This is a genomic window from Kitasatospora sp. NEAU-69, assembly GCF_057158765.1.
Map to the genome: position 1 here is coordinate 16303 of NZ_JBWXUE010000031.1, position 22393 is coordinate 38695.

24 protein-coding genes are annotated in these 22393 nt (G+C 70.6%); 10 read left to right on the forward strand and 14 right to left on the reverse strand.

Translation table 11 applies throughout. The features are described 5' to 3' along the window. Nucleotides 1-25: 25 nt before the first annotated feature. Complete coding sequence (locus AC060L_RS29115) at nt 26-232, reverse strand: hypothetical protein (protein WP_483801931.1); 207 nt, start codon at nt 230-232, stop codon at nt 26-28. A gap of 476 nt (nt 233-708) precedes the next feature. On the opposite strand from AC060L_RS29115, the gene AC060L_RS29120 reads away from it, so the two are divergent. Genes AC060L_RS29120 through AC060L_RS29130 form a run of 3 tightly spaced genes read left to right on the forward strand, consistent with a single transcriptional unit; the run spans nt 709 to nt 4753 of the window. After that, nucleotides 709-2853, forward strand: a complete 2145-nt coding sequence (locus AC060L_RS29120; protein WP_483801932.1) for a helix-turn-helix domain-containing protein — start codon at nt 709-711, stop codon at nt 2851-2853. Beyond that, nucleotides 2850-3854: a hypothetical protein gene (locus AC060L_RS29125; RefSeq protein ID WP_483801933.1), complete on the forward strand. Its 1005-nt coding sequence runs from the start codon at nt 2850-2852 to the stop codon at nt 3852-3854. Before AC060L_RS29120 ends, AC060L_RS29125 begins: the two co-directional genes overlap by 4 nt. Next, nucleotides 3851-4753, forward strand: coding sequence for a DUF6339 family protein (locus AC060L_RS29130; protein ID WP_483801934.1), 903 nt, complete (start codon nt 3851-3853; stop codon nt 4751-4753). Before AC060L_RS29125 ends, AC060L_RS29130 begins: the two co-directional genes overlap by 4 nt. Here AC060L_RS29130 and AC060L_RS29135 read toward each other — a convergent pair. The 5 genes from AC060L_RS29135 to AC060L_RS29155 form a co-directional block, all read right to left on the reverse strand. Continuing rightward, nucleotides 4678-6012: a DNA cytosine methyltransferase gene (locus tag AC060L_RS29135; RefSeq protein WP_483801935.1), complete on the reverse strand. Its 1335-nt coding sequence runs from the start codon at nt 6010-6012 to the stop codon at nt 4678-4680. The two genes, AC060L_RS29130 and AC060L_RS29135, sit on opposite strands and share 76 nt — an antisense overlap. Before the next feature lie 35 nt (nt 6013-6047). After that, on the reverse strand, nt 6048-6566 hold the full coding sequence (locus AC060L_RS29140; RefSeq protein ID WP_483801936.1) for a very short patch repair endonuclease: 519 nt from the start codon (nt 6564-6566) through the stop codon (nt 6048-6050). Nucleotides 6567-6713: 147 nt separating this feature from the next. Beyond that, nucleotides 6714-7085: a CBS domain-containing protein gene (locus AC060L_RS29145; RefSeq protein ID WP_483801937.1), complete on the reverse strand. Its 372-nt coding sequence runs from the start codon at nt 7083-7085 to the stop codon at nt 6714-6716. An 82-nt stretch (nt 7086-7167) separates the two neighbouring features. Next, entirely contained in the window at nt 7168-8802 is a 1635-nt protein-coding gene (locus AC060L_RS29150; protein ID WP_483801938.1) for a DEAD/DEAH box helicase, read from the reverse strand. A 420-nt stretch (nt 8803-9222) separates the two neighbouring features. Continuing rightward, complete coding sequence (locus AC060L_RS29155; RefSeq protein ID WP_483801939.1) at nt 9223-9426, reverse strand: cold-shock protein; 204 nt, start codon at nt 9424-9426, stop codon at nt 9223-9225. Between the two features lie 590 nt (nt 9427-10016). On the opposite strand from AC060L_RS29155, the gene AC060L_RS29160 reads away from it, so the two are divergent. After that, nucleotides 10017-10379 carry a hypothetical protein gene (locus tag AC060L_RS29160; protein WP_483801940.1) on the forward strand — a complete coding sequence of 121 codons (363 nt, stop codon included), beginning with the start codon at nt 10017-10019 and terminating at the stop codon, nt 10377-10379. Nucleotides 10380-10494: 115 nt separating this feature from the next. Here the strand turns inward: AC060L_RS29160 and AC060L_RS29165 are convergent, their stop codons facing one another. Next, a complete protein-coding gene (locus tag AC060L_RS29165) occupies nt 10495-11166 on the reverse strand; it encodes an NADPH-dependent F420 reductase (RefSeq protein ID WP_483801941.1) in 672 nt (223 codons plus the stop codon). A gap of 149 nt (nt 11167-11315) precedes the next feature. Here AC060L_RS29165 and AC060L_RS29170 point away from each other — a divergent pair, with 149 nt between their 5' ends. After that, the gene (locus AC060L_RS29170; protein ID WP_483801942.1) at nt 11316-11813 is read left to right on the forward strand and encodes a MarR family winged helix-turn-helix transcriptional regulator; all 498 of its coding nucleotides are present in this window, start codon (nt 11316-11318) and stop codon (nt 11811-11813) included. Between the two features lie 86 nt (nt 11814-11899). Here AC060L_RS29170 and AC060L_RS29175 read toward each other — a convergent pair whose 3' ends face one another. From AC060L_RS29175 to AC060L_RS29185, 3 genes are all read right to left on the reverse strand, one after another. After that, nucleotides 11900-12496, reverse strand: coding sequence for a GNAT family N-acetyltransferase (locus AC060L_RS29175; protein WP_483801943.1), 597 nt, complete (start codon nt 12494-12496; stop codon nt 11900-11902). Between the two features lie 41 nt (nt 12497-12537). Beyond that, on the reverse strand, nt 12538-13029 hold the full coding sequence (locus tag AC060L_RS29180; RefSeq protein WP_483801944.1) for a universal stress protein: 492 nt from the start codon (nt 13027-13029) through the stop codon (nt 12538-12540). A 214-nt stretch (nt 13030-13243) separates the two neighbouring features. Continuing rightward, nucleotides 13244-14272 (reverse strand): GlxA family transcriptional regulator, encoded by a 1029-nt coding sequence (locus tag AC060L_RS29185; RefSeq protein ID WP_483801945.1) that lies wholly within the window; start codon nt 14270-14272, stop codon nt 13244-13246. A 185-nt stretch (nt 14273-14457) separates the two neighbouring features. Here AC060L_RS29185 and AC060L_RS29190 point away from each other — a divergent pair, with 185 nt between their 5' ends. Then, nucleotides 14458-15189: a DJ-1/PfpI family protein gene (locus AC060L_RS29190; protein ID WP_483801946.1), complete on the forward strand. Its 732-nt coding sequence runs from the start codon at nt 14458-14460 to the stop codon at nt 15187-15189. A 113-nt stretch (nt 15190-15302) separates the two neighbouring features. On the opposite strand, the gene AC060L_RS29195 is transcribed toward AC060L_RS29190, so the two are convergent. Then, a complete protein-coding gene (locus AC060L_RS29195; RefSeq protein ID WP_483801947.1) occupies nt 15303-16937 on the reverse strand; it encodes an MDR family MFS transporter in 1635 nt (544 codons plus the stop codon). A gap of 170 nt (nt 16938-17107) precedes the next feature. After that, nucleotides 17108-17623, reverse strand: a complete 516-nt coding sequence (locus AC060L_RS29200) for a hypothetical protein (protein ID WP_483801948.1) — start codon at nt 17621-17623, stop codon at nt 17108-17110. A gap of 607 nt (nt 17624-18230) precedes the next feature. Here AC060L_RS29200 and ltrA point away from each other — a divergent pair. Further along, nucleotides 18231-19598 carry a group II intron reverse transcriptase/maturase gene (ltrA, locus tag AC060L_RS29205; RefSeq protein WP_483801949.1) on the forward strand — a complete coding sequence of 456 codons (1368 nt, stop codon included), beginning with the start codon at nt 18231-18233 and terminating at the stop codon, nt 19596-19598. A 107-nt stretch (nt 19599-19705) separates the two neighbouring features. Then, complete coding sequence (locus AC060L_RS29210) at nt 19706-20581, forward strand: IclR family transcriptional regulator (protein WP_483801950.1); 876 nt, start codon at nt 19706-19708, stop codon at nt 20579-20581. A gap of 580 nt (nt 20582-21161) precedes the next feature. Here AC060L_RS29210 and AC060L_RS29215 read toward each other — a convergent pair. Both AC060L_RS29215 and rpmG read right to left on the reverse strand, forming a co-directional pair. Further along, nucleotides 21162-21437 (reverse strand): type B 50S ribosomal protein L31, encoded by a 276-nt coding sequence (locus AC060L_RS29215; RefSeq protein ID WP_483801951.1) that lies wholly within the window; start codon nt 21435-21437, stop codon nt 21162-21164. A gap of 59 nt (nt 21438-21496) precedes the next feature. Next, on the reverse strand, nt 21497-21661 hold the full coding sequence (rpmG, locus tag AC060L_RS29220; RefSeq protein ID WP_483801952.1) for a 50S ribosomal protein L33: 165 nt from the start codon (nt 21659-21661) through the stop codon (nt 21497-21499). A gap of 173 nt (nt 21662-21834) precedes the next feature. On the opposite strand from rpmG, the gene rpmB reads away from it, so the two are divergent. Together rpmB and rpsN are read left to right on the forward strand one after the other, a co-directional pair. After that, nucleotides 21835-22071: a 50S ribosomal protein L28 gene (gene rpmB / locus AC060L_RS29225; RefSeq protein WP_483801953.1), complete on the forward strand. Its 237-nt coding sequence runs from the start codon at nt 21835-21837 to the stop codon at nt 22069-22071. After that, entirely contained in the window at nt 22071-22376 is a 306-nt protein-coding gene (gene rpsN / locus AC060L_RS29230; RefSeq protein WP_483801954.1) for a 30S ribosomal protein S14, read from the forward strand. Before rpmB ends, rpsN begins: the two co-directional genes overlap by 1 nt. Nucleotides 22377-22393 lie beyond the last annotated feature (17 nt).

Here is a 22393-nt window from a genome sequence, read left to right on the forward strand (position 1 = left end):
TGGACTCAGGCGGACGGCGATGCCGTCAACGTGCTTGCCGCACATGGAACGTGACGGTCACATGGTCGGCGTGACGACAGCGGCCCGGGCGACGGGACGGAGCGGCGGCGTGGCGGAGCGCGTCCCGGTACGAGGCGACCATGCCGTCGTCGATGCCCACCAGGCCGAGGAAGGTCTCCCGAGCCTGGGGGTCGTCGGCGAGTCGGTCGTACGTGGCGACGAGGGAACGCATGCGGTGGAGCGGGGAATTCTGAGGGGACACCGAGGTACCTGCGCTTTCGCTTTCGTGGACGTACACGATGGAATGATGCGAGGTGGTGCGGGAGGGGAGCGGGTCGCGCAGGAACACACGGAACCCACGTGGATTCCGGAGGCGACCGAAAAGAATTCCCCCCCAGGAAAACAGGCGTGCCTGACCCTGCTTCAGGGCCGATTCCTTCGGCATCCGCCGTGGAATTGGCAACAACCCTGCCATGGATCGCGCCGGTGCGCAACCCCCATCCCAAATGGGGTCGATTCGGGACTTCCGGGAGAATCCGGGCAAATTGAAGAAGCTGTCGGCTCGATTTTTTCGATGCGCGTTCGAGAGTCGTCCGCTCGGGCATGGCGCCTGTCAAAGGTCGATTGACAAGGGGGTGTCACTGTCAACAGGGATGCGGTAGCGTGGTCGTCACCTTGTGAAACAAGCCATGCGGAAGCAGGTGGGACGTGAAGGCGGCTGAGGACTTCGGCCCCTGGCTGGCGCGCCAGCTCAAGAACGCAGGGAAGAGCCAGACCGATCTGGCCGACGACCTTGGCGTGACCCGAGCCGCCGTATCGGCCTGGATCGTCGGCCGCTCCGTGCCGAGAGACGACACCATCAGGTCGATCGCGGAGGTGCTCAACACCGACCTGGAGACGATCCACACACGCAGCGCCGACGCCCAACTCGGGCTGCCCGTCTCCTGGTACCACCGGCCGGCCCATGAGGACGGCGGGCGCGAGTACGGCAACGCGGCTGCGTTCGCCTTCGCGGCCGACGTCTCGGTCCTCGCTCGCGAGGCCACGCAGAACAGTCTCGACGCTCGCTTCGACCGCGCAGAGCCGGTCCGGGTCCGCTACACGTTGCACGAACTCACCGGCGAGGCCCTCGCCCGGTTCCGCGAGGCCGTCGACTGGGAGCGGCTGCTCCCGCACTATGAGGCGCTCACGGCCGACGGGGGGAAGCAGAGCAAGGTCTCGCGGACGATCGCGGCCGGACTGCGCGACATGTACCAGCACGACCGCCTCGTGCTGCTCCGCGTAGACGACTACAACGCCACCGGTCTGACTGGTGGCGACTACGAGGACGGTCTGTTCGCCGCCGTGGTGCGCCGTCAACTCGACAGCCACAAGCGGGACCTCGGGGCGGGCGGGTCCTACGGTCTGGGCAAGGCCACCCTGTGGGCCACCAGCAGACTCGGGCTCGTACTGATCAACTCCACCCTCTCCGAACCCCACGAGGGGCGTACCGAGCGACGCCTCATCGGCCGGCTGGACCTCCCCTGGCGCGAGGTCGGCGGCCGGGAGTTCGCCGGTCCTGCCTGGTTCGGCCGTCCCGACCCGACCACCAGGGCCGCTGACGTGGCCCGCTCCTGGTGGGCCGACGAGGAGACCGTCGAGAAGCTCCACCTCACCCGCGAGAGCGCGGCTCCCGGCACCTCCTTCCTCATCGTCGGTGCCCACGACGTCGCCAGTCTGGTGGCCGCCGACCCCGCCGCGGACGAGGAGGAGACCACCGAGGACGACGATTCCGTCCACCGCATGCACGCCCGGCTCGTCGATGCGCTCGGCCGCAACTTCTGGGCCGCGATGACCGGTGGCGGCGACCACAAGCCGCACCTGGAGGCGTCCGTTCGCACCTACCGCAACGGTGAGGTGCTGATCGACGAGGAGCACGTGGATCCGGCCGTGGCCCAGCCCTCCCGTGCTCGCGCCTTGCGGGCCTTCCTGGAGGGAACCACCGTAGACCGCCTCACGGGCCCCGGCCAGGTCGCCCGAGCCACCGTGACGCTCAACGTGCCCCTGCACGGAGGTCAGGTGCGCGGTGGCGTGCTGCACGAGGCGGTGGTCCTGGTGACCGCCGCCGAGGACGCAGACGGCCGTTCCAACCGACTGGTCTCCATGCGGGGCAACCGCATGACCGTCAAGGACGGCGCTGTCACCAACCTCCCGATCGGCACCAATCCTTTCCAGGCGATCCTTCTCACCGGACGCGCGGCCGGCCCGGATGCCCCCGGCGCCGATGCGGCCGAGGAGTTCCTGCGCGCCTCGGAGCCGCCCGAGCACAACAAGTGGGGGCAGACAGAGGAACTGCGACTCGCCTTCTCGCCCTCCGCCTACCGGCGCATCGCCGCCCTGACCACCGCGGCGAACACCGCGGTGCGTGACCTGGTAGCCGTGCCCCGGGCAAAGCGTCGCAACGGGGGAGAGGCCAAGATCGCCGGCCGGCTCAAGGTGGGCGGCGGCACGAAGAAGCCGCGCCCCGCGGCGGCCGCGGTGCTGCCCGAACTGGACAACGTTGACGCGCTGATCGACGAGACCGGAGCCTGGTCGGTCACGGTGGACCTTCGGGTGCCGTCCGGTGTGGACACGGACCGTCAGATCACGCCGGTCGCCAAGTTCGACGTGCGTTCCGGTCCCCGCCCCGCCGCACCCTGGAAGGATCTCGTCGCCGTCAGCGGCTGTGAGGTCGTCGATGGGGCCCTGCAGTTGTCGCCGGGGAGCCGCAAGGCCGTCTTCCGGGGCGTCACCGATGTCTCCCGTCACCCGGTCCGGGCCCAACTCACCGGACTCGTCGTCGAACTCCGCAGCGGAAAGGGGGAGCAGGCGTGAAGGTCTACCCCTACCGGCGGCTCACCGGAAACGTGTCGTGGCGCGTCGACAGCGCCCAGCTCAAGGCCGAGGGGGAACCCTGGGAGGACGTGGAGAGCAAGTACCTCTCCACCGTCGAACGGGTCGTCGCCCTGGGACCCGACGACGACCGCCCCGACTGGACTCAGGCTCGGCTGCGCCTCTCTGTCGGCCTCCCGGCCAAGGCACTCGACCCGACGGGGCCCTGGCAGGACGTCAAGGTCGTCGCCGTCCTCACCGAGCGCGCCACCAACACCCGTTCGACGGTGGAGTTCTCCGCGGGCTCCGAGAACGGCCGCGAGCGGGCGGCCGAGCTGTACGTGCACCGTTGCGACCTCCATGACCGGGCTTCCCTGTCTGTGCACGTGGTGGCCACCGTCGACGGCGTCCCCGGGCGTGTGATCGCCACCTCCGACACGGAGTGGTTCGTCGATGTCATCGAGGCCGTACCCTCGCTTGCCCGCGAACTCGAGGTCAGGATGGTCAACTTCGCTGCCGGGGCGAGTCGGCTCCAGCGCTTCAAGGACTCGCCCTGGTTGGTCGACACCACCGGCCGGATCCCGGCCGTCCGCGTCAACACCGACTTCGACGGGTTCGGCGACCTGATCGGTGCCGACGGCGGCAGCAGCGCGGAGAAGACCGTCCGGGAACTCCTCCTCGCCCAGATGTGCTCCGAGGTCTGGACGGCCGTCTTTCACTCCGCCGTCGGCGACCTGGAGGTCGAGGAGGACGGCACCCCCGTGTTCCCGCAGGGCTGGCAGGGCGAGGTGCTCCGGGACATGCTCCCCGACGTGTCCCCCGAGCAGGAGCCGGAGGCCGCCCTGCGCGAGGTCCACGCGGCCCGCACCGGAGTGTCCGCCGCCGGCTGGGGCGACCTCCAGTCCCGGATCCACTACGCCGCCTCCCGGCGTGCCGGCGTCCCCCGGACGCTCTCCACCACCATCCACGACCTGGAACGCCTCACGCAGGGGGAAGACGCATGACCGACCGGCCCGATCACCTCCCCGAGCGGCTCGCCATGCTGCCCGGTGCCGAGGCGACGGAATTCGTCACCGAAGGGCTGCTCACCGGCCGTGAGAACGTGCCGAGCATCAAGATCAACCAGGTCGCCGAGCCGCTTCCGCACGCCGATCGGCGCGGCGAGCTGCGTCCCGTCCGGGACTTGATCGAGGACGCCATGGCCTACTGCCGGCACAACGGGCTCAAGGCCACTCAGGCCGACGCCTGGCTGGCACCTCGGCTCCACGCGGCGCTTCGGCTCACCCGCCGCGATGCGGCCGACCCGGGGTTCTGGAACTACCTCGCCCTCGGCGTCGCCCCGGATTACGTGGTCTGGCGGCACCTCTCGGAGCCCAAGGACGGCAAGGTCGCCAAGGTGGCGGCCGACCGCTTCCGAGGGCAGTACCACAAGCAAGCCTTCGCCCGTCTCTGGTGGGCGGCCGAGTTGTTCCGCGACGGTGCGGACTACGACCCCGTGGTCACGGCCTGTGGCAACCAGGACATCCTCAACACCGCGCTGCGTATGTCCGTGATCAACCACCGGCCCACCGCCCAGGCGATCGTCCGGCTGGTCGCGAAGGGCACGGTCACCACCGGCCGTGAGCTGAACGCCCTGGTCGGAGCCGTCAATGCCTCCGCAGCGACGCTGATGTACGACGTGATCGCCCCCGACGTCGAGCGCGAGTCCCGTCCGCTGCTCGACTGGATCGACGAGGCCGAGAACGCCCGCCAGGTGTCACGGAACGCGCTCCCGGCGGGGCCCGATGAGGAGCCCGCGCCGGAGTCGGCCGTGAGCACGCTGGTGGATTACTTCGCAGACCTCTTCGCGGACGCGCCGGTCCGGGGGAGGGACGAGTCGGAGGAGGTCGAGGAGGAGGCCTGATCCTCGGGCTTCGGGCAGTTGGTGCCACAGCGGTCCGGAGCCTCGCAGCCTTCGGTGCGGAGCTCCTTGTACTTCTGGTCGTCCTTGTCGAGTCGGCTCCAGCTCTCCCGCAGCGTCTCCTCCGGCGGGAGCGTCCAGGAGAGTGCCGCCGCAAGCACGTGCATGCCGAACAGCGGCGGCACGGCATTGCCCACCTGCTGCGACCGGTCGCCGCCCTCCCAGGGGTAGTCCGGCGGGAAGGTCTGCAGGATGCCGGCTTCCGGGATGGTCAGGCGGTCCGGGTCGAGAGCACTGCCGTTCGGATGCCGCCGGACGGCGTTGCGCGAGACCTTCCCGGTGACGGTGAACGATGGCTGCTCGTCCGTGCGGATGCCACGCTTCTTCGGGTCGCCGCCACTGCCGTAGTTCGACACGACCTCGAAGGGAGGCTGTCGGCCGACGAGCACCTCCCCCATCGAGACCCAGGGCCTGAGCGACGCCACGGCTCCGCCCACCGGCAGCGTGGTCTGGGCCTCCTTGGGGCCGCCCTGCTCCGGCTTGTGCGGATTGTAGGTGTGGTGGGTGGGGGCGGGGAGCTGCGGAGCATCGTACGAGGCGAGCCGCGCGATCAGGATCGTGCGGCGGCGGGTCTGCGGGATGCCGTACGCCTCGGTGTGCAGCGTCTTGACCTCGGCAACCTTGTACCGGACCTTTGTCCCGTCCTCTCGGGGCAGCCCCGTCTCCAGGGCGTCCTTGTAGACGTTCCAGAGCGCCTTGACCGCGGGCACCTGCTCCAGGACGATCACGTCGAACGGTCGTCCGTTCCTGTTCGGGCAGCCGAGGGCCTTGATCGCGTACCGGAGCGGTTCCAGGACCAGAGCGGTCCGGGGATCGCCACCCATCTTCTCCAGCTGTTCGTCGATCTCCTCATCGCGAGCCCCGGCCACCAACCGGTGGATGAGCTTCTCGACCTTGTCCAGGGCCTTGCGTCCCGCGCCGTTGCCGGCCACCGAGTACGTCTGACAGGGCGGACCGCCGGCCAACACGTTGAGGTCCGCGGGAAGCTTCTGGAACCGCTCCCGTCGGACCTCGCTCACGTCCGCGTGCCACGTCCTGAGCCCGGCTGCGTAACGCGTCTCACAGGCGTCCTTGTCCCACTCGATCCCGAGCGAGCGCCACCCGAGCACCTCCACAGCCACGTCAAGACCCCCCGGACCGGCGAAGAGGTCCAGAACGTGAGGATTCTCGAGGATTGGAGCGGCGGCGTCCGAGCTGGTCATGTGGCGAGAGTCTAGCCGGCGACGGTCGGTGCGACCTACTCGATCGGCGCTCCCACCGGATCCTCTTCCGGCACGGGCTCGGTGTCGTTCGACTCAGGACGAGCGGTCGAGGGCCGTCGGCCGGACCTCGGCCGTCGGCCCGCCCGCCGTTCGCGGACGATCGCGGCGATCCGCTCGGCTGCCTCCGAGGCCTTCTCGTGTTCCCAGACACGGACCGACACCCAGCCTGCCTCGGCGAGGCGGGCATCCGTGTCGCGGTCCCGGGCCCGGTTCTTCTCGATCTTTTCCCGCCAGAACTCGGCGTTGTTCTTCGGCCACGTCGCGTGCTCGGGGCAGCCGTGCCAGAAACAACCATCGACGAAGACCGCGACGCGCGTCGGGCCGAAGAGGATGTCGGCCTCACGGCGGACACCCTTGAGCGGCCTGCGGTGGACCCGGTAGCGGAGGCCGGTGGCGTGCAGGGTTCGGCGGAGGGTGATCTCGATGTCCGTGTCGCGGCTGCGCTGATGGCTCATCCGGGCACGGATCTTCGGAGTGGTCTCCAGGGAGGGCATGCTCCCATTCTGGCGCGAGGTGTCCGGCCGGGGCCCTGCGGGGGCAGGGAGGGCCGATCGGAGGCCGTGGCACAAACCGCAGTCCTGCGACCGACGTCCGGCGCGGCCTGAGCGGGCGTCACATGGGTGACCGCCCCCGTGGGGGAGCTACAGGCTGAGCAGGCCGATGACGTGGCCGTCGTGGTCCACCACCGGCCATGCGTCGAGGCCGCGGGAGCGCATGGTGGCTATCGCGTCGGTGGCGGGCATGTCGGCGGTGGCGAACGGGGCGCGGTCGAGGACGATGGAGCGGACCGCGGTGCGCTCGGTGTACCAGGACCGGGTCTGGAACGGTGCGAGGTGCAGGCGGGTCAGTAGCCCGGCGCAGCGGCCGTCGTCGTCGCGGACCAGGACGTGGTCCGCGCCGGAGCTCTGCAGGATGTCCATCGCCGTGTCGACCATGACGTCGTCACTGATCTGCATGTCCGGGTGCTTCATGAGGTCGCCGACCGTCGCGGGGCGTTCGAGGATGATGGGCATGGACGGACTCCTTCGTGTCTCCCGCCGGTGACGGCGGCGATCGGGGCACTGTCGGGGGCACTGGTGGTGGGGCAGCCGGGTGCTATGCGGCGAGGGCGATGCGCTTGGGCGCCCTGCGGCGGCCGGCGGAGCCCCGGCTGTCGCGACCGGCGACGGCTCGGGAGCCGCTGCTGCCGTTGCCGTTGCTGCCGTTGCCGCCGCTGGGGGCCGGGCGGCCGCGGCGGCCGCGGCTGGTGGACGGGCTGCGGCGCGGGCGCTCGATGACGGGGTCGGGGATCACGGTGGGGATGCCGGTGGGCACCCGGGCACCGGTGATCCGGGCCAGCTCCTCGTCGCCGGCGCTTACCCGGGTGATGACGGGGGTGATGGCGGCGGTGGCCATCATGCGGGCCATCTCGCGGCGCTGGTTGGGCAGGACCAGGGTGACGACGGTGCCGGACTCGCCGGCCCGGGCGGTGCGGCCGCCGCGGTGCAGGTAGTCCTTGTGGTCGGCCGGCGGGTCCAGGTTGACGACCAGGTCGAGCCCGTCGATGTGGATGCCGCGGGCGGCGACGTTGGTGGCGATCAACGCGGTCACCTGGCCGGTGCGGAACTGCTCCAGCGTGCGGGTGCGCTGCGGCTGGGACTTGCCACCGTGCAGGGCGGCGGCCTTCACGCCGCTGGCGAGCAGGTCCTGCACCAGGCGGTCCGCGCCGTGCTTGGTGTCGGTGAACATGATCACCCCGCCGTCACGGGAGGCGATGTGGGCGATCGTGGCGCTCTTGTCGAAGTTCTGCACGTGCAGCACGTGGTGCTCCATCGTGCTGACCGCTCCTGCGGACGGGTCCACCGAGTGGGTGACCGGGTCCTTGAGGAAGCGCCGCACCAGGCGGTCGACGTTGCGGTCCAGCGTCGCGGAGAACAGCATCGTCTGGCAGCCTTCGGCGACCTGCTCGAGGAGCTCGGTCACCTGCGGCAGGAAGCCCATGTCGGCCATCTGGTCGGCCTCGTCCAGCACGGTGATGTCGACGCCGTCCAGCTGGCAGTCGCCGCGCTGGATCAGGTCCTTGAGCCGCCCGGGGGTGGCCACCACGATCTCGGCTCCGCGGTTCAGCGCCTGCGCCTGACGCCCGATGGACATCCCGCCCACCACGGCCGCGATCCGCAGCCGCACCGCGTGTGCGAAGGGGGTGAGGGCGTCGGTCACCTGCTGTGCGAGCTCGCGGGTGGGCACCAGCACCAGGGCCAGCGGCCGGCGCGGCTCGGCCTTCCGGCCGGCGGTGCGGGCCAGCACCGCGAGACCGAACGCGATGGTCTTGCCGGAGCCCGTCCGTCCACGTCCGAGGACGTCACGGCCGGCCAGCGAGTTCGGCAGCGTCGCGGCCTGGATCGGGAACGGCACCGTGACGCCCTGGCGGGTCAGCACGGACAGCAGCGCCCTGGGCATGTCCAGCTCGTCGAACGATTCCACGGCGGGCAGCGCGGGGGTGGTGCTCACCGGCATCGCGAACTCACCCTGAGAGGACGACCCCGGACGGGAACTGCGACCGGAGGAGTTACGGCCACCGGCAGGCCGGCCACCCGCCCGGCCACCCGCGGGCCGGTCGCCGTAGAAGGAGCTGCCGCCGGAGCGGGAGCCGTAGCCGGCGTTGCCGGAGCGGGAGTTGGTGTTCTGCTGCGGGGAGCGACTGGAACGGCTGGAGCCACTGGAACGACTGGAACGGCTGGAGCTGGTCATGTGGGAAACCTTCCTCGGGGCGGCACGTCACGAGGAAGGCTCCGCAGCGCGGGGCGCCGACTGGAGACAGCAAGGGAACGGGCCGGGAGATGGTACGGGCGGGGCGTGGACGGTAGAACCGTGCGGCACCTTCACCTGCGGTCGGCGCTCACCGGCGAAGAGCGGGAGCGAGAACCTCGAACCGTGGGATGTCACGGCAGGGCGCCGATCCCGACGCGGAGCCGGACGCAGAGTCGTGCGTCTCGCGTGGGGATGGTCGCCGGTGGCGGAGCCAGGGGGCCTCAGGGGCCGGGGGAGTGCGTGGTGGCGCAATGGCGAGGGGCCCGCACCGGGCATGTACGCGGTGCGGGCCCCTCGCTGCCGGGCCCTGTCCGGCGGGAGGCTGGACAGGGCCCGGGCGGGTTCCGTGACGGAAAAGAACTACAGCGGACGAATGTTCTCCGCCTGCGGGCCCTTCTGGCCCTGCGTGACGTCGAACTCGACCTTCTGGCCCTCGAGCAGCTCACGGAAGCCGTTGGCGTTGATGTTCGAGTAGTGGGCGAAGACGTCAGCGCCGCCACCGTCCTGCTCGATGAAGCCGAAGCCCTTTTCCGCGTTGAACCACTTCACAGTGCCATGAGTCATAAAGAAAATCTCCTTCAAGGGGCTGTCCGAAAGCGTGCACAGTGCGCGCTTCGAGTCGCCGCGATGAGCGCCCACCCGGGGAAGAGCCGGGAAAAACAGAAATACGCCTGCGACACACTCAGCAGGCGCACACAAATTTCATGGGAACCACTACTGCAACTATCACGACTCTAGCAGCTCCCGGCCCGCAACGGTGGAATATTTCCACATCCGATTTCGCGGGAGCTTCCCCCAGGGCCGCCGAACCCGAACGGCCAGGGGCATCAACACGCCTTCCAGGCAAGGCTGTTGGCTGCCCAGCGCACTGTCCGGGGCGGCGGATCCGCCCGCGATTCAGCGCGGAAAAGCACCCGAAACGCGGCGTGTGGAGTCCCGCCGAACTGCCCCGGCCGCCCGTTCCTGTGATTTCCGGCGCATGCTGCAAGGAATGACGAAATCAGCAGCACTCCGGCGGCCCCTGTGCTTGGCCGCGCTGGACTGCTCGCGGGCGGCCCCGGCCGTGTAGCCCGGCGGCCCGCCTGCCCTGCGTCGCCCTCACCGCTCCGGGGTGGGCGTCCGGACCGCTGCCGCCGTGTCCTAACCTGGGGAGCATGTCGAACCCCGACGGGCTGCTCGTCGACATCGCCGCGATGGTCGAGTCCGAGCACAGTAACCAGATGTCCTTGACCGTGGTGGTCCCCGGAGCGGTGATCACCGGCAGGCTCGCGCCGGTGTCCCTGTGGTGGGAGCGGGTGGCGGAGGTCCTCCAGGCCTCGGATCACCTCAAGCCGTTCGCCGCCCTCTTCGCACCGCCCGCCGGCGGCGCGCCCGCTCGGCCCACCCACCTCCACCTCCACCGGGCGAAGATCCTCCAGGGCGACTTCGGGCTGCCCCACACGGGCGGCATGTACCGCATCGCCATCGAAGACATCAGCAGTTGGACGATCGGGGACCTCAGCTACTCCGACGCCTGAGACGGCGAGCAAGAGGGCTTCAGCTGCGAGTGGCGCGGTTCCCGGCCACGGCCCGAACGCTCCCGCGCCGCTCGCCGCTCGCCGCCGCTGTGACGTGACGGTCGCAGCTCCGGTATCAGGATGCCGCGGCCGTGCTGAGGAGGCGGTGGCGGGCGTCGGCTTCGGTGTGGAGGCCGGCGAACAGGGCCCCACCCGGGTCCAGGGCCGTGGAGGCGGCGAGGGTGCCGAGGTCGAGCGGCGCGAAGCCGGCGTCGTCGATCAGACCGGCGACGACCGCCTTGGCGGCGGCGTCGTCACCGGCATAGGCCATCGCGACCCTCAGCGGCTCGAAGAAGGCCCGGGTCTCCAGCAGTTCGTCGAGGATGTGGCTGAACGCCCGCACGACCCGGGCTCCCGGGAGCAGGTCTGCCGTCCGTGAACCCGCGGTCCGGTCCGGACCGAGCGCGGAGACCACCCGGCCCTGCGGGGAGATGGTCAGTGGATTGGTCGCGTCGATGACGATCTTGCCGTCCAGCAGCGGGCCGATCTCGGCGATCACGGCGAGGAGGGAGGAGCTCGGGACCGCGAGCAGGACGGCCTCGGCCGATTCCGCAGCCTGCCGCCAGGTGACGGCTGTGGCCCGTGGGCCGAGTTCGCCGACCAGGGGCCGCAGGCGCTCGGGGGTGCGGGAGGCGAAGGCGACGGTGTGGCCGGCGCGAATCCAGTGCCGGCCGACAGGGGTGCCGACGCGGCCGGCGCCGATGACGGCCAGGTTGCGCTGGGTGGTGGACGGCTCGGTTGCGGACATGGCTGGGCCCTTCCGGTGCGATGGGGTGGTGCGGCGCAGTGGTGTCGCGCAGTGGTGTCGCGGAGTGGTGTCGCGAACAGGCACTACTTAAAGCTATAACTATCCGAGTTGTAAATATGTGAGCTAGATGAACTTGCTAGGCTGGGGTCATGACCAGCAGCGAACGGCCCCCTGGGACGTCGAGTGGGCTTCCGGGTGAGGTCCCGAGTGGGCCATCGAGCGAGGACGGCGAGCAGGAACTGCGCAGCCTGGTGGCCGGCCTGGCCCGCCGGCTCGACGAGCATGTCCGCACGGCCGTGGCCGATCTGGGTCTGACCACCTCGCAGGGTGTCGCCCTGCGGGAGCTGTCGGGGCCGCTGACCATGCGGGAGCTGGCCGAGCGGATGAGCTGCGAGCCGTCGAACGCGACCTTCGTCGTCGACCGGCTGCAGAACGCCGGGCTGGTGGAGCGCCGCCCCCACCCCATCGACCGGCGGGCGAAGGTACTCGTGCTGACGGAGGCGGGGGCGGCGCTGCGGGAGCGGGCACTGGCTCGCCTCGCGGCCGGCTCGCCGCTGGCGCGGCTGTCCCCGGGGCAGCAGTCCGCGCTCGGGGAGCTCCTGCACGCTGCGCTCGACCCGGAGGCTGGGGCGCAGCAGGGCAGTTGACGCACCGGAGCTGTCATGACGCCCTGCCGGGATCGACCGGCAGGGCGTCACGCGTTCTCGGTCGGTGCGAGGCCCCCGGGCATGCGTCAGGGGCGGCCCTGGTGGCGGGCCCAGTCGGGGGCGAGGACGGACATGACGGTGGCGTCGACCCACTGGCCGTCGTACTGGAGGAAGTCCCGCAGGGTGCCCTCGGCGACGAAGCCGACCTTCTCGTAGACGCGGCGGGCACGGGGGTTGAAGGCGTAGACGTCCAACGAGATCCGGTGCAGGCCGAGTTGTTCGAAGCCATGGGCGAGGACGAGTCGGGTCGCCTCGGTGCCGAGCCCCCGGCCCTGTGCTGAAGGGATCAGCAGGATGCGGAAGTTGCAGTGCCGGTTGGCCGGGCTCCACTCGTTGAGGACGACCTCGCCGACGCATGCCCCGGTGGCCAGGTCGACGATCGCGAGGTCGAGGCGGTCGGGTTGGGCGTTGCGCCATTGCCGGAACTGCTCGGAGCGCTCCGGGTCCTGGGGTCGCAGCGGAGCGTCGGAGCGGTTCGCGCTGCCGGTCAGGCGCAGCAGCTCGCGGTCCTCGAAGGCGGGGGCGAGCGCCGCCACGTCGGCCGGCTCGAAGGGGCGCAGCCGCACCTTGGATCCGGTGAGGGTCGGCTTGTGGGTGAAGTCGGCGCGTGGAGTGTCGTTCACCAACTGATTGTCGGCGCTTCGGCGGTGCCGCGGCTAGGCGTTTATTGCGGGGCCTCGTGGCCCGCCGGTACGACGACCACGGGGAGGTGGGCGTGGTGGACCACCTCGGTGCTGGTCGAGCCGAGGGTGAGGCGTCCCCAGGTGCCCGATCCTCGGGAGCCGACCACGAGCAGGCAGGCGTCCTCGCTGGCTTCGAGGAGTACCTGGGCCGGCCGGCCGCGTTCGCAGACGATCTCCACGGCCACCGAAGGCCCGCCGAGCTGGAGCAGCAGCTCCTTGACGGAGTCGGCCATGGCCTGCATGACGAGATCGCGCTGCTGCGGGATCGGGTTGCTGTCGGGCCCGGAGCCCGGCGTCAGCTCGAAGCCGGAGTGCTGGGTGGGGGCGTACTCGTACGCGCAGACGGCCCGCAGGCCGGTCTCGCGCAGCTGGGCCTCGCGGAGCGCGAAGAGCACGGCCTGCCGGGCCGGGGCCGAACCGTCGGTGCCGACCACGATCGGGCCGCCCGGGTGGGGGACGGGAGGATCGGCCATGGGAGACCTCCAAGGGTTCGGGGCACCTCTGGGGCACCTCTCAGCCTGCGCCTGTCCGGTGGCGGCTGCCAGTGCACCCGTCCCTGCCGAGACGTGCGGGCGGATGCGCGGGGTTCGGGCGGCGCCGCGACCCGGCGGCGCCCCGTTCGGGACTGGGAGTGTGCAACCCGTCACCTATCGTGGCAATCGGGATCGCGGGGACCACGCCGTCGGTCTACCGGGAGGTGTTCAGCGAGAGGTCCTGATGCGCCGTCCCCCGGCCAAGTGCGGTGCGGTGGGCGGAGGGTGTGGTGCCGTAGCGGGCCTGGAAGGCCTGGCGCAGGGTCTCGGTGGAGCGGAACCCGCAGCGGCGGGCGATCGAGGAGAGCGGCAGTGCGGTGCTCGTCAGGAGCGTGGCGGCGGCCTCGGTGCGGGCGGTGCGGACGTAGCGGGCGGGGGGTTCGCCGAGCTGGTCGAGGAAGAGGCGCGACAGGTGCCGCTCGCTGACGTCGCTGCGGGCGGCGAGCGCGGCGGTGGACAGGTCGGCGTCCAGGTGGCCGGTGATGTACTGCACCACCTGGCGCAGCAGCCGGTGGGCCGGCGGGGCGTCCTTCACGTACGGTGACAACTGGGCCTGGTTGCCGGGCCGTTGCATGTAGGTGACCAGCCAGCGGGCGATCGAGCGGGCCAGGTCGGGGCCGTGATCGTCCTCGACCAGGGCCAGCGTGAGGTCCAGCGCGCTGGTGACCCCGGCCGAGGTGCAGACCCCGCCGTCGATGACGTAGAGCGGGCGCGGGTCCACGGTGACCTTCGGGTGCCGGCCGGCGAGTTCGCGGGCGTACGCCCAGTGGGTGGTGGCCCGCCGCCCGTCGAGCAGGCCGGCCGCGGCCAGGACGCTTGCGCCGGTGCAGACCGAGGCCACCCGCCGGCTCCCGGCCGCCAGTCGGCGTATCTGCTCCAGCAGGGCGGGGTCGGCGGCCGCGTCGAGGTGGCCGGGGCCACCGGCGATCACCAGGGTGTCGAGTGGGCCGCGGAGCTTCTCGACGGCGGCCTGGCTCGCCAGCGCCAGCCCGCCGGCCGAACGCACCGGGCGGCCCTGCAGCGAGGCGAGCCGGATCCGGTAGCCGGGGTCCGCTCCGAGCCGGTTGGCGGCGTCCAGGGTGTCGCTGACGCAGGCGATGTCGAGGAGTTCGGCTTGGTCGAAGCCGATGATCACGACCTGCCGGGCGAGGGCTGTCGCGCGGGCTGTCACGCGGGCTGTCATGACGGTCAGCCTACGCCCGACCGGTCCGACGGACAGGGATCGCAGGATTTCGGACACGGTGTCCGGACCCGGTCCGGAGCGGGGCGCGGTGTGGGCGACGGTGAGAGCGGCGGTCGAAAACGGCCGCCCGGTCCAGCGCAAGCCGCCTGGGCCAGAGCCGAATTCGACCCACCAGGAGCCTGACCATGTCCCAGACCCTCACCGGAGCGAGTGCGGACCCCGCGACCCCGATCCGGACCATCGCCTTCGTCGCCTACCCGGGCATCACGCTGCTCGACCTGGTGGGCCCGCTGCAGGTCTGCTCCGCACTGCAGGACCTGTCACCGAACTTCCGCACCGTGGTGCTCGGCGAGCGGATCGAGCCGATGGGCACCGACACCCCGCTCGCGGTGCTGCCGAGCCACACCTTCGACGAGGTGCCCGAGCCGTTCGCCCTGGTGGTCCCCGGCGGCCTCGCCCCGACGCTCACGGCGCTGGCCGACGAGCATCTGCTGGGCCGCCTTCGTCAAGCCGCCGACCAGGCCCACCTGGTGGGCTCGGTCTGCACCGGTTCGCTGCTGCTGGGCGCCGCCGGGCTGCTGGACGGCCGCCGGGCCACCACGCACTGGTGGTACCGCGACCTGCTGACCCGCTTCGGCGCGACCCCGGTCGCCGAGCGGTGGGTCGAGGACGGCCGCTACGTCACCGCCGCCGGCGTCTCGGCCGGCATCGACATGGCGCTCCAACTGGTCGCCCGGGTGGCCGGCGAAGAGCTCGCGCGTGAGATCCAGCTGCTCATCGAGTACGACCCGCAGCCGCCGTTCGGCCCGATCGACTGGGCGGGCACCGACACCGAGAGCTACCGGCCACTCGCCCAGCAGGTGCTCGCCGGCGCCCTGGCCGACCACCCGGAGCTGCTCGCCCGCCTCGCCGGCTGACCGGACCCAGCCCCGGCCCACCCGGCGGCCTCGAACAGCCCGCTCGGCACACACCTTCGGGCCGGCGTCTTCACGACGCCGGCCCGAAGGCACGTGCCGACACCCCGAGGGGGTCAAGCAGCCCGGCCAGCCGCCACCGCCGCCTGCTCCCCGCCGGTGGCCGGGGCAGCCTCCCGGCCGCCGCGCCGCACCGGGTCCACCCGGCCCGCCGTCTGCTCGCGCTTCTCCTGGAGCAGCAGCATCGCGAGCAGCGCCAGCAGCGCGAGCGGGGCAGTGAGCAGGAAGACGTCACCGAGGCTGTGGGCGAAGGCGTCCTCGATCAGCGGCCGGACCCGGGCCGGGATGGCGGCGAGGTCGGGGATGCCGGAGCCGTTGCCCTTGGCGGCCGCGGCCGGGATGTGCGCCGCGGCGAGGTTCTGTGCCGCGTAACGTCCCGCCTTGTGGCTCAGCACGGCGCCGAGTGCGGAGACGCCGAGCGCGCCGCCCATCGAGCGGCAGAAGTTGGCCGTCGAGCTGGCGGCGCCCAAGACGGCGGCCGGCGCGGTGTTCTGGATCACCAGCACCAGGTTCTGCATGGTCATCCCGATGCCGGTGCCGACCAGCAGCATGGCCAGTGCGGTGAACCCGTACGAGCTGTCGGAGCGCAGCGTGCCCAGCAGGGTGAAGCCGACGGTGAGCAGCACGCCGCCGGTCACCAGGTAGCCCTTCCACCGGCCGTGGCGGGTGATCAGCTTGCCGACCACCATGGCGGCCACGGCCAGGCCCAGCATCATCGGCATGGTCTCGACCCCGGCCATGATCGGCGACTTGCCACGGCCGAGCTGGAAGTACTGGCTCAGGAAGGTGGTCGCGGCGTACATGCAGGCACCGATGAGCAAGCTGGCGAGCACGGCGAGGGTGACGGTGCGGTGGGCGAAGAGCGAGGGCGGGATGATCGGCTCGCTCGCCCGCCGCTCGGTCAGCACGGCGAGCAGGCCCAGCAGCACGCTGCCGCCGACCATCGCCGCGGTCTGCCAGGACAGCCAGGGGTAGTCGGTGCCGGCCAGGGTGATCCAGACCAGCAGCAGGGTGGCCGAGGAGGCGATCAGCGCCGCGCCGAGGTAGTCGATCTTCGCCTCCCGCTTCTGCACCGGCAGGCGCAGCGTCTTCTGTAGCAGCGCGATCGCGATCAGGGTGAACGGGACGCTGACGTAGAAGCACCAGCGCCAGCCGAGCCAGGAGGTGTCCACGATGGTGCCGCCGATCAGTGGTCCGCCGATCGTGGCCAGCGCGAACGCCATCCCGAAGTAGCCGCTGTAGCGGCCGCGTTCGCGCGGGCCGGCCAGGCTCGCCATGCACACCTGGCCGAGCGCGGTGATGCCGCCCGAGCCCAGGCCCTGGAGCACCCGGCAGGCGATCAGCTCGCCGGGGTTCTGCGAGAGGCCGGCCAGCATCGAGCCCAGCAGGTAGAGCACCAGCGAGATCTGCACCAGCAGCTTCTTGCTGACCAGGTCCGAGAGCTTGCCCCAGAGCGGGGTTGAGGCACAGCTCGCCAGCAGCGTGCCGGCGATCACCCAGGTGTAGGCCGACTCGCCGCCGTGCAGGTCGGTCAGGATCCGGGGCAGCGCGTTGGTCACGATGGTGGAGGAGAGCGCCGCCATGAAGATCCCGAGCAGCAGGCCGGAGAGCGCCTCCATGATCTGCCGGTGGCTCATGGAGCCCGCCGGGGGCGCCACTTCGGGGGCCGCTGTCTGTCCGGAGCTGGTCATCGCTGTCTCCACCTGATTTCTGACGTGCGGTCGCCGGTCGGGGCGTGCCGGCCGAGTGCGGGCGTGTTCTCCGCGCCTTCCGGGGCTCTCGCGAGTGCTCCCTCACCGTAGGCGATGAGGCTCAAGTTACGCAAATAAAATACGAAGTACTGGTATACGTAAAAGTACCCTCAGTGGCCGGCCTTCGACTCGCCGGCGGAGTCGGAGGAGTCGGCGGAGTCGATGGGTGGTGCGAGCGGCAGTCTGTGCAGGGCCACGCCGTCGGCCGGCTTCCAGCCCAGCCGGGCGGCGGTGCGGATCGAGTTGAGCAGCAGTCGGCGGGCGGCGAGCACGAGCACTGCGGCCAGGGGGAGTTCGAGGAGGAGCGCCGAGGCCAGGGCGACCGGCAGATCCGCGGTGTCCCAGCTGGTCATGATGTCGAACCAGGCATCGCAGGCCAGCAGGGTGGCGCTGATCACCATGAGGGGAATGGTGAGGTGCAGACGCCTGAGGCCGGCCAGTGTGGTGCCGGCCAGGGCGGCGAGCAGCATGGTGTCGAAGCCGACCCAGAGGGTGTCCCACTGTCGCGCCAGGTGCTGCTGGGGCAGGCTGGTGGCCAGGTGCACGGTCCAGGGGACCAGTGCCACGCAGCAGGTGGCGAGCAGCTCGACGAGCAGGCGGCGTCCGTGGGTACGTACTGAGGTCATGTCGGTGCGCCGTTCGGACGGGGTGCGGCCGATGCCGCACCGGGCATGGTTATGCAAATGAAGAGTTGACTACGTAAATACGTACAAATAGGATTCCGGCCATGGTGCGTCCTGAAAGCTGGTCCAGGCTCGCGGGTGAAAGTCCCGTCCGGGTAGACACCGGAGTGCCCGGTAGTAGGTCCCGGTTCGTCGTGGAGACGCGGCGGGCTGAGCGGGATGTCAAGAGCCTCTTTGGAGGGAGCAAGCACGCGGGCCGTAGCGTGAAGCGAACCTTGCAGCCTCGTCAGATTCACAGCGGAGAAGCCGAGCCCCTCATGTCAGGGCGAAGGCCATGCCTTGGGGGCCCTGTTCCGGGGTCAGCCCTCAGGGTTCTCCCGGGGTAGGGAGGGCGGCACGTGTGCACAGTCTGGACCGGAACAGGAGAGACCCGTCTGACCACGCCTGACGTCGGGCAAGAGACCGGACGTATAAGCCGATGGTGAAGTCGTCCGGAGGGCAGCGGGAGTCCGAGGGGGCCGTAGTACCGCTGATCGGCGTGCAACATAACGCGCCAGGAGGGAAGGGCCCTCACTTTGATCACGTCCGTGGCGGAGGTAAGCGCGAGGGCATGGCCGGAGAGAGACTGGTCAACTACCCCGGCGGGGAGACCCCCGCCGTAGTGGACGGGCGTGCGTCCGTCCTGAAAGTGCGAAAACTGCAACGCGGGCTATGGGCTGCGGCCAAGCAGTCTCCGGAGCGGCGTTTCCATGCTCTGTACGACCGTATCCACCGGGGTGACGTCCTGTGGGAGGCATGGGAGCGAGTCCGGGCCAACAGAGGGAGTGCTGGGGTGGATCGGGTCACTCTGGCGTTCGTGGAGAACGATTACGGGGTTCGGCGGATGCTCGGCGAACTCCAGCAAGCTCTCCGCACAGGCACATACCGTCCCGCGCCGGCCAGGCGCGTGGACATCCCGAAATCACAGGGTGGCAAGCGGCCGTTGGGTATCCCCACGGTGCGTGACAGGGTGGCCCAGCAGGCGGCGAAGATCGTATTGGAGCCGGTGTTCGAGGCGGGGTTCACCCCTTCCTCGTTCGGATACCGGCCGAAGCGGTCGGCGACGCAGGCGATGGAACGTCTTCGGACGGGTTTCATCGAGGGCAGCTGTGTCGTCGTGGAGTTCGACATTCGCAACTTCTTCGGCGAGATTGACCATGGTCGGCTGCTCGCGGAGGTTGGTCGTAGGGTGTCGGATCGCAGGGTACTCAAGCTGCTGCGTCTGTGGCTCCAGGCGGGTGTGATGGTGGACGGGGAACTCCAGCGGACGGTCGCCGGGACTCCTCAGGGCGGGGTGATCTCACCTCTGCTGGCCAATATCTACCTGCACGTCCTGGACACTGAGCTCGTTGAGCGCGGTGTCGGCGAACTGGTGCGGTACGCGGACGACGGTGTCGTCCTGTGCCGGTCGGTGAGCAACGCCAGGAAGGCCTTGGCGGCGGTCGGGGAGATCCTCGGCTCGCTCGGGCTGGAGCTGCATCCGGACAAGACGAAGATCGTTGACCTCAGAGAGGGCCGGGAAGGACTCGACTTCCTCGGCTGCCACTTCAGAGCCCGCTTCTCGGGCAGGATGTGGGAGAAGTACCGCAAGGTGCGCTACTTCCTGCATCGCTGGCCGTCGCAAGCGGCGATGAAGCGACTCCGGGACAAGGTCCATGAACGGACTGACCGCCGCCGGTCGGGAGCGGATATCCGTGAGGTGATCGCGGAGTTGAATCCGATCCTGCGCGGCTGGGGCAACTACTTCCGAACCGGGAACGCTGCCCAGAAGTTCATCCAGATCGACCGCTACGTGGTGTGGCGACTCCGCAGACTGATGGTGAAGAAGCGGGGCCGCAACCTGCGGGCGGGTCAGACCGGGGTGTGGACGGAAGAGTGGTTCAACGGGCATGGCCTGCACCGTCTGCGCGGCACGATCCGCTATCCGAAGGCGGCGTAACCATGCCAAGAAGATCATCGGTAAGCCGTGTGCGGGAAAACCGCATGCACGGATTGAAAGGGGACGGAGGAACCGGGCTCGAAAGGGCACCGCGCCTCCAACTACCAATGCCTACGAAGAAGACCGAGAGTGGCGAGGCCGCCGAGCAGACCGCCGAGCAGGTCGCTGAGCGGAACGCCGGGCCGGCCGCCGGGCAGTCCGGGACCGCCGCCGCGCCGCGCCGTCCGCACCACCGCACGGTGGACCGCGTCGCGGCCATTCTCGACGCGGTGGCCCGCGCACCCATGGGTCTGTCGCTCAGTCAGCTGGCCACCCGGCTCGAAGCGCCGGTCAGCTCGATCCAGGGGCTGGTCAACGGCCTGACCGCGGTCGGCTACCTCACCGAGGACGGCAAGCGGTTCCTGCTCGGCCCCGCCACCTACGTGCTCAACCTGGCTGCCGGGCGTCGGCCCGCGGCCGGCGTCGGCCGGCAGGACCTGGAGGAGCTCGCGGCCGAGGTGGGCACCGACGTGCTGGTCGCGGTGCGGGTCGGCGACAGTGTCGTCTACACCAGCCACGCCGGTCCCTGGTCGATCCAGCGCCTCGCCTACCGGGCGACCGAGTACCGGGCCGCCCCGATGCTCTGCACCACCGCGGGTTGGGTGATCCTGGCCTTCGCGGACGAGCGTGACCTGCGCGCGCATCTGGCGGCCGAGGGTGAGCAGCACCGGCGGGAGACCGCGGAGTTCCTCGACCGGATCGAGCAGATCCGGCGGACCGGGGTGGCCTTCAGTCGCGGTCTCGGCGATCCCGAGGTCTCGGCGGTCGCGGTGCCGCTGGGCGAGGGCGGCGGCGAGGGCGAGGGTGACGGCCCGGTGGACGCCGCGCTGGTCGCGATCGGGCGGCACGAGCAGATCGACGGCCGCAGCGACGAGGTGGGATCGCTGCTCCGGGCGGCCGTCCGGCGCTGGCAGAACCGGGCGGACGCGTCAGCCGGGTCGTAGCGGGTGACGCGTCCGCCGGACGGTCGGTGGGCCGAAGCCGGGATCGCGAGACATGGCTGCCTCCACTGGAGTGCTGCGGTGAAAGGGAGTTGGGGCGGCTGATCCCGCCGCCGCGATCCCCTTCCGAGGGCTCTCCCACCGTAGATCCCGGGGCTATGTTACGCAAATGAAAAAGATGTTACTGATATAGGTAAACCTGGCATTCGGTGCGGCGGCGGGTCGGCCCCGAGGGCTTCGGCGAAGGGATCGTCGGGCAGTCGCCAGCGGTCCATCCCGAGGGCGGGAGCACGGCCGCGCCGGCGTGAGCGTGCCGCCGACCGGCCCGCGGCGCTCGTACACCTGCCAGGAGACCGTACGGCCGGCGGAGTCGACGTGCACGGCGAGCACCGCGAGGCCCGGGATCTCGATCCGTGCGAGGTCGGCGACGCAGTCGCGGACGCCGGTGGCGAGGCCACCGAGCACGGTGACGGGCAGCGGGCGGGGCTCGCCGTGGGGGGACCTCCCGGCCGAAGGCTGGGGGAGGGGCAACTCGTTCCTCCTCGGTGTGGCGGCTCGGTGCGTACCGAGAACTGACGATCCGTCAGCTCGTGGTGCCGGTGCCGGGCTTCGAGTTGGTGAGGCCGTAGCGGCGCTGGAAGCGCTCGACGCGACCGGCGGTGTCCATGACGCGGGCGTTGCCGGTGTAGAAGGGGTGGCTGGCGGAGGAGATCTCGACGTCGATGACGGGGTAGGTGTTGCCGTCCGGCCACTCGACGGTCTTGTCGCTGGTGGCGGTGGAACGCGTCAGGAAGGTGAGGCCGCCGACCCTGTCGCGGAAGACGACGGGGCGGTACGCGGGGTGGATGCCGGGCTGCATGGGGTTCTCCTGTCGGCGGGTGGGGTGACTGGGGTGAGCGGGGTGGCTGGGGCGGGTGCTCAGCGCTCTTCGCGGAAGTCGGTGTGCCGGCGGGCGACCGGGTCGTACTTGCGCAGCACCAGGCGGTCGGGGTCGTTGCGCCGGTTCTTGCGGGTCACGTACGTGTAGCCGGTGCCGGCGGTGGAGCGGAGCTTGATGATCGGGCGCAGTTCGTTGCGGGCCATCGGGGTCCTCCTGGGGTGTCGGGCTGGTGCGGGCCTCACCATAACGTAATGGTTTTCGTTTTCATCTAGTGTACTGTCAGCTCAACATTCGCGGCAGCGGCCGCATTCCCACGGGTCGGCCCCGTCGGGCCGGCCCCGCCTGCCGCCGCTGTCATCACCGGCACGGAGTCGCCATGTCCGCCCACTGCCAGCTCACCGGCCGCAAGCCCGGTTTCGGCAACGCCATTTCCCACTCGCACCGGCGCACCCGGCGCCGCTTCGATCCGAACATCCAGAGCAAGCGCTACTGGCTGCCGAGCGAGGGCCGGTTCGTCCGCCTGACGCTCAGCGCCAAGGGCATCAAGACCGTCGACAAGCTCGGCATCGAGAGGGCCGTCGCCGTCGTGCGGGGCCGGGGGGAGAAGGTCTGATGGCCAAGCGCAGCAAGATCGCCAAGAACGAGCAGCGCCGGGCCGTCGTCGCCCGGTACGCCGATCGCCGGGCCGAGCTCAAGCGCCTGATCGCCTCGCCCGCGACCGCGGTCGAGGACCGCCTCGCCGCGCAGGCCGAGCTGCAGCGCCAGCCGCGCGACGCCAGCGCCACCCGGGTCCGCAACCGCGACGCCGTCGACGGCCGCCCGCGCGGCTACCTGCGCGCCTTCGGCCTCTCCCGCATCGGCGTGCGCAACCAAGCCCACGCCGGGTTCCTGCCGGGTGTCCGCAAGGCCAGCTGGTAGCGCACCGCACTCCACTC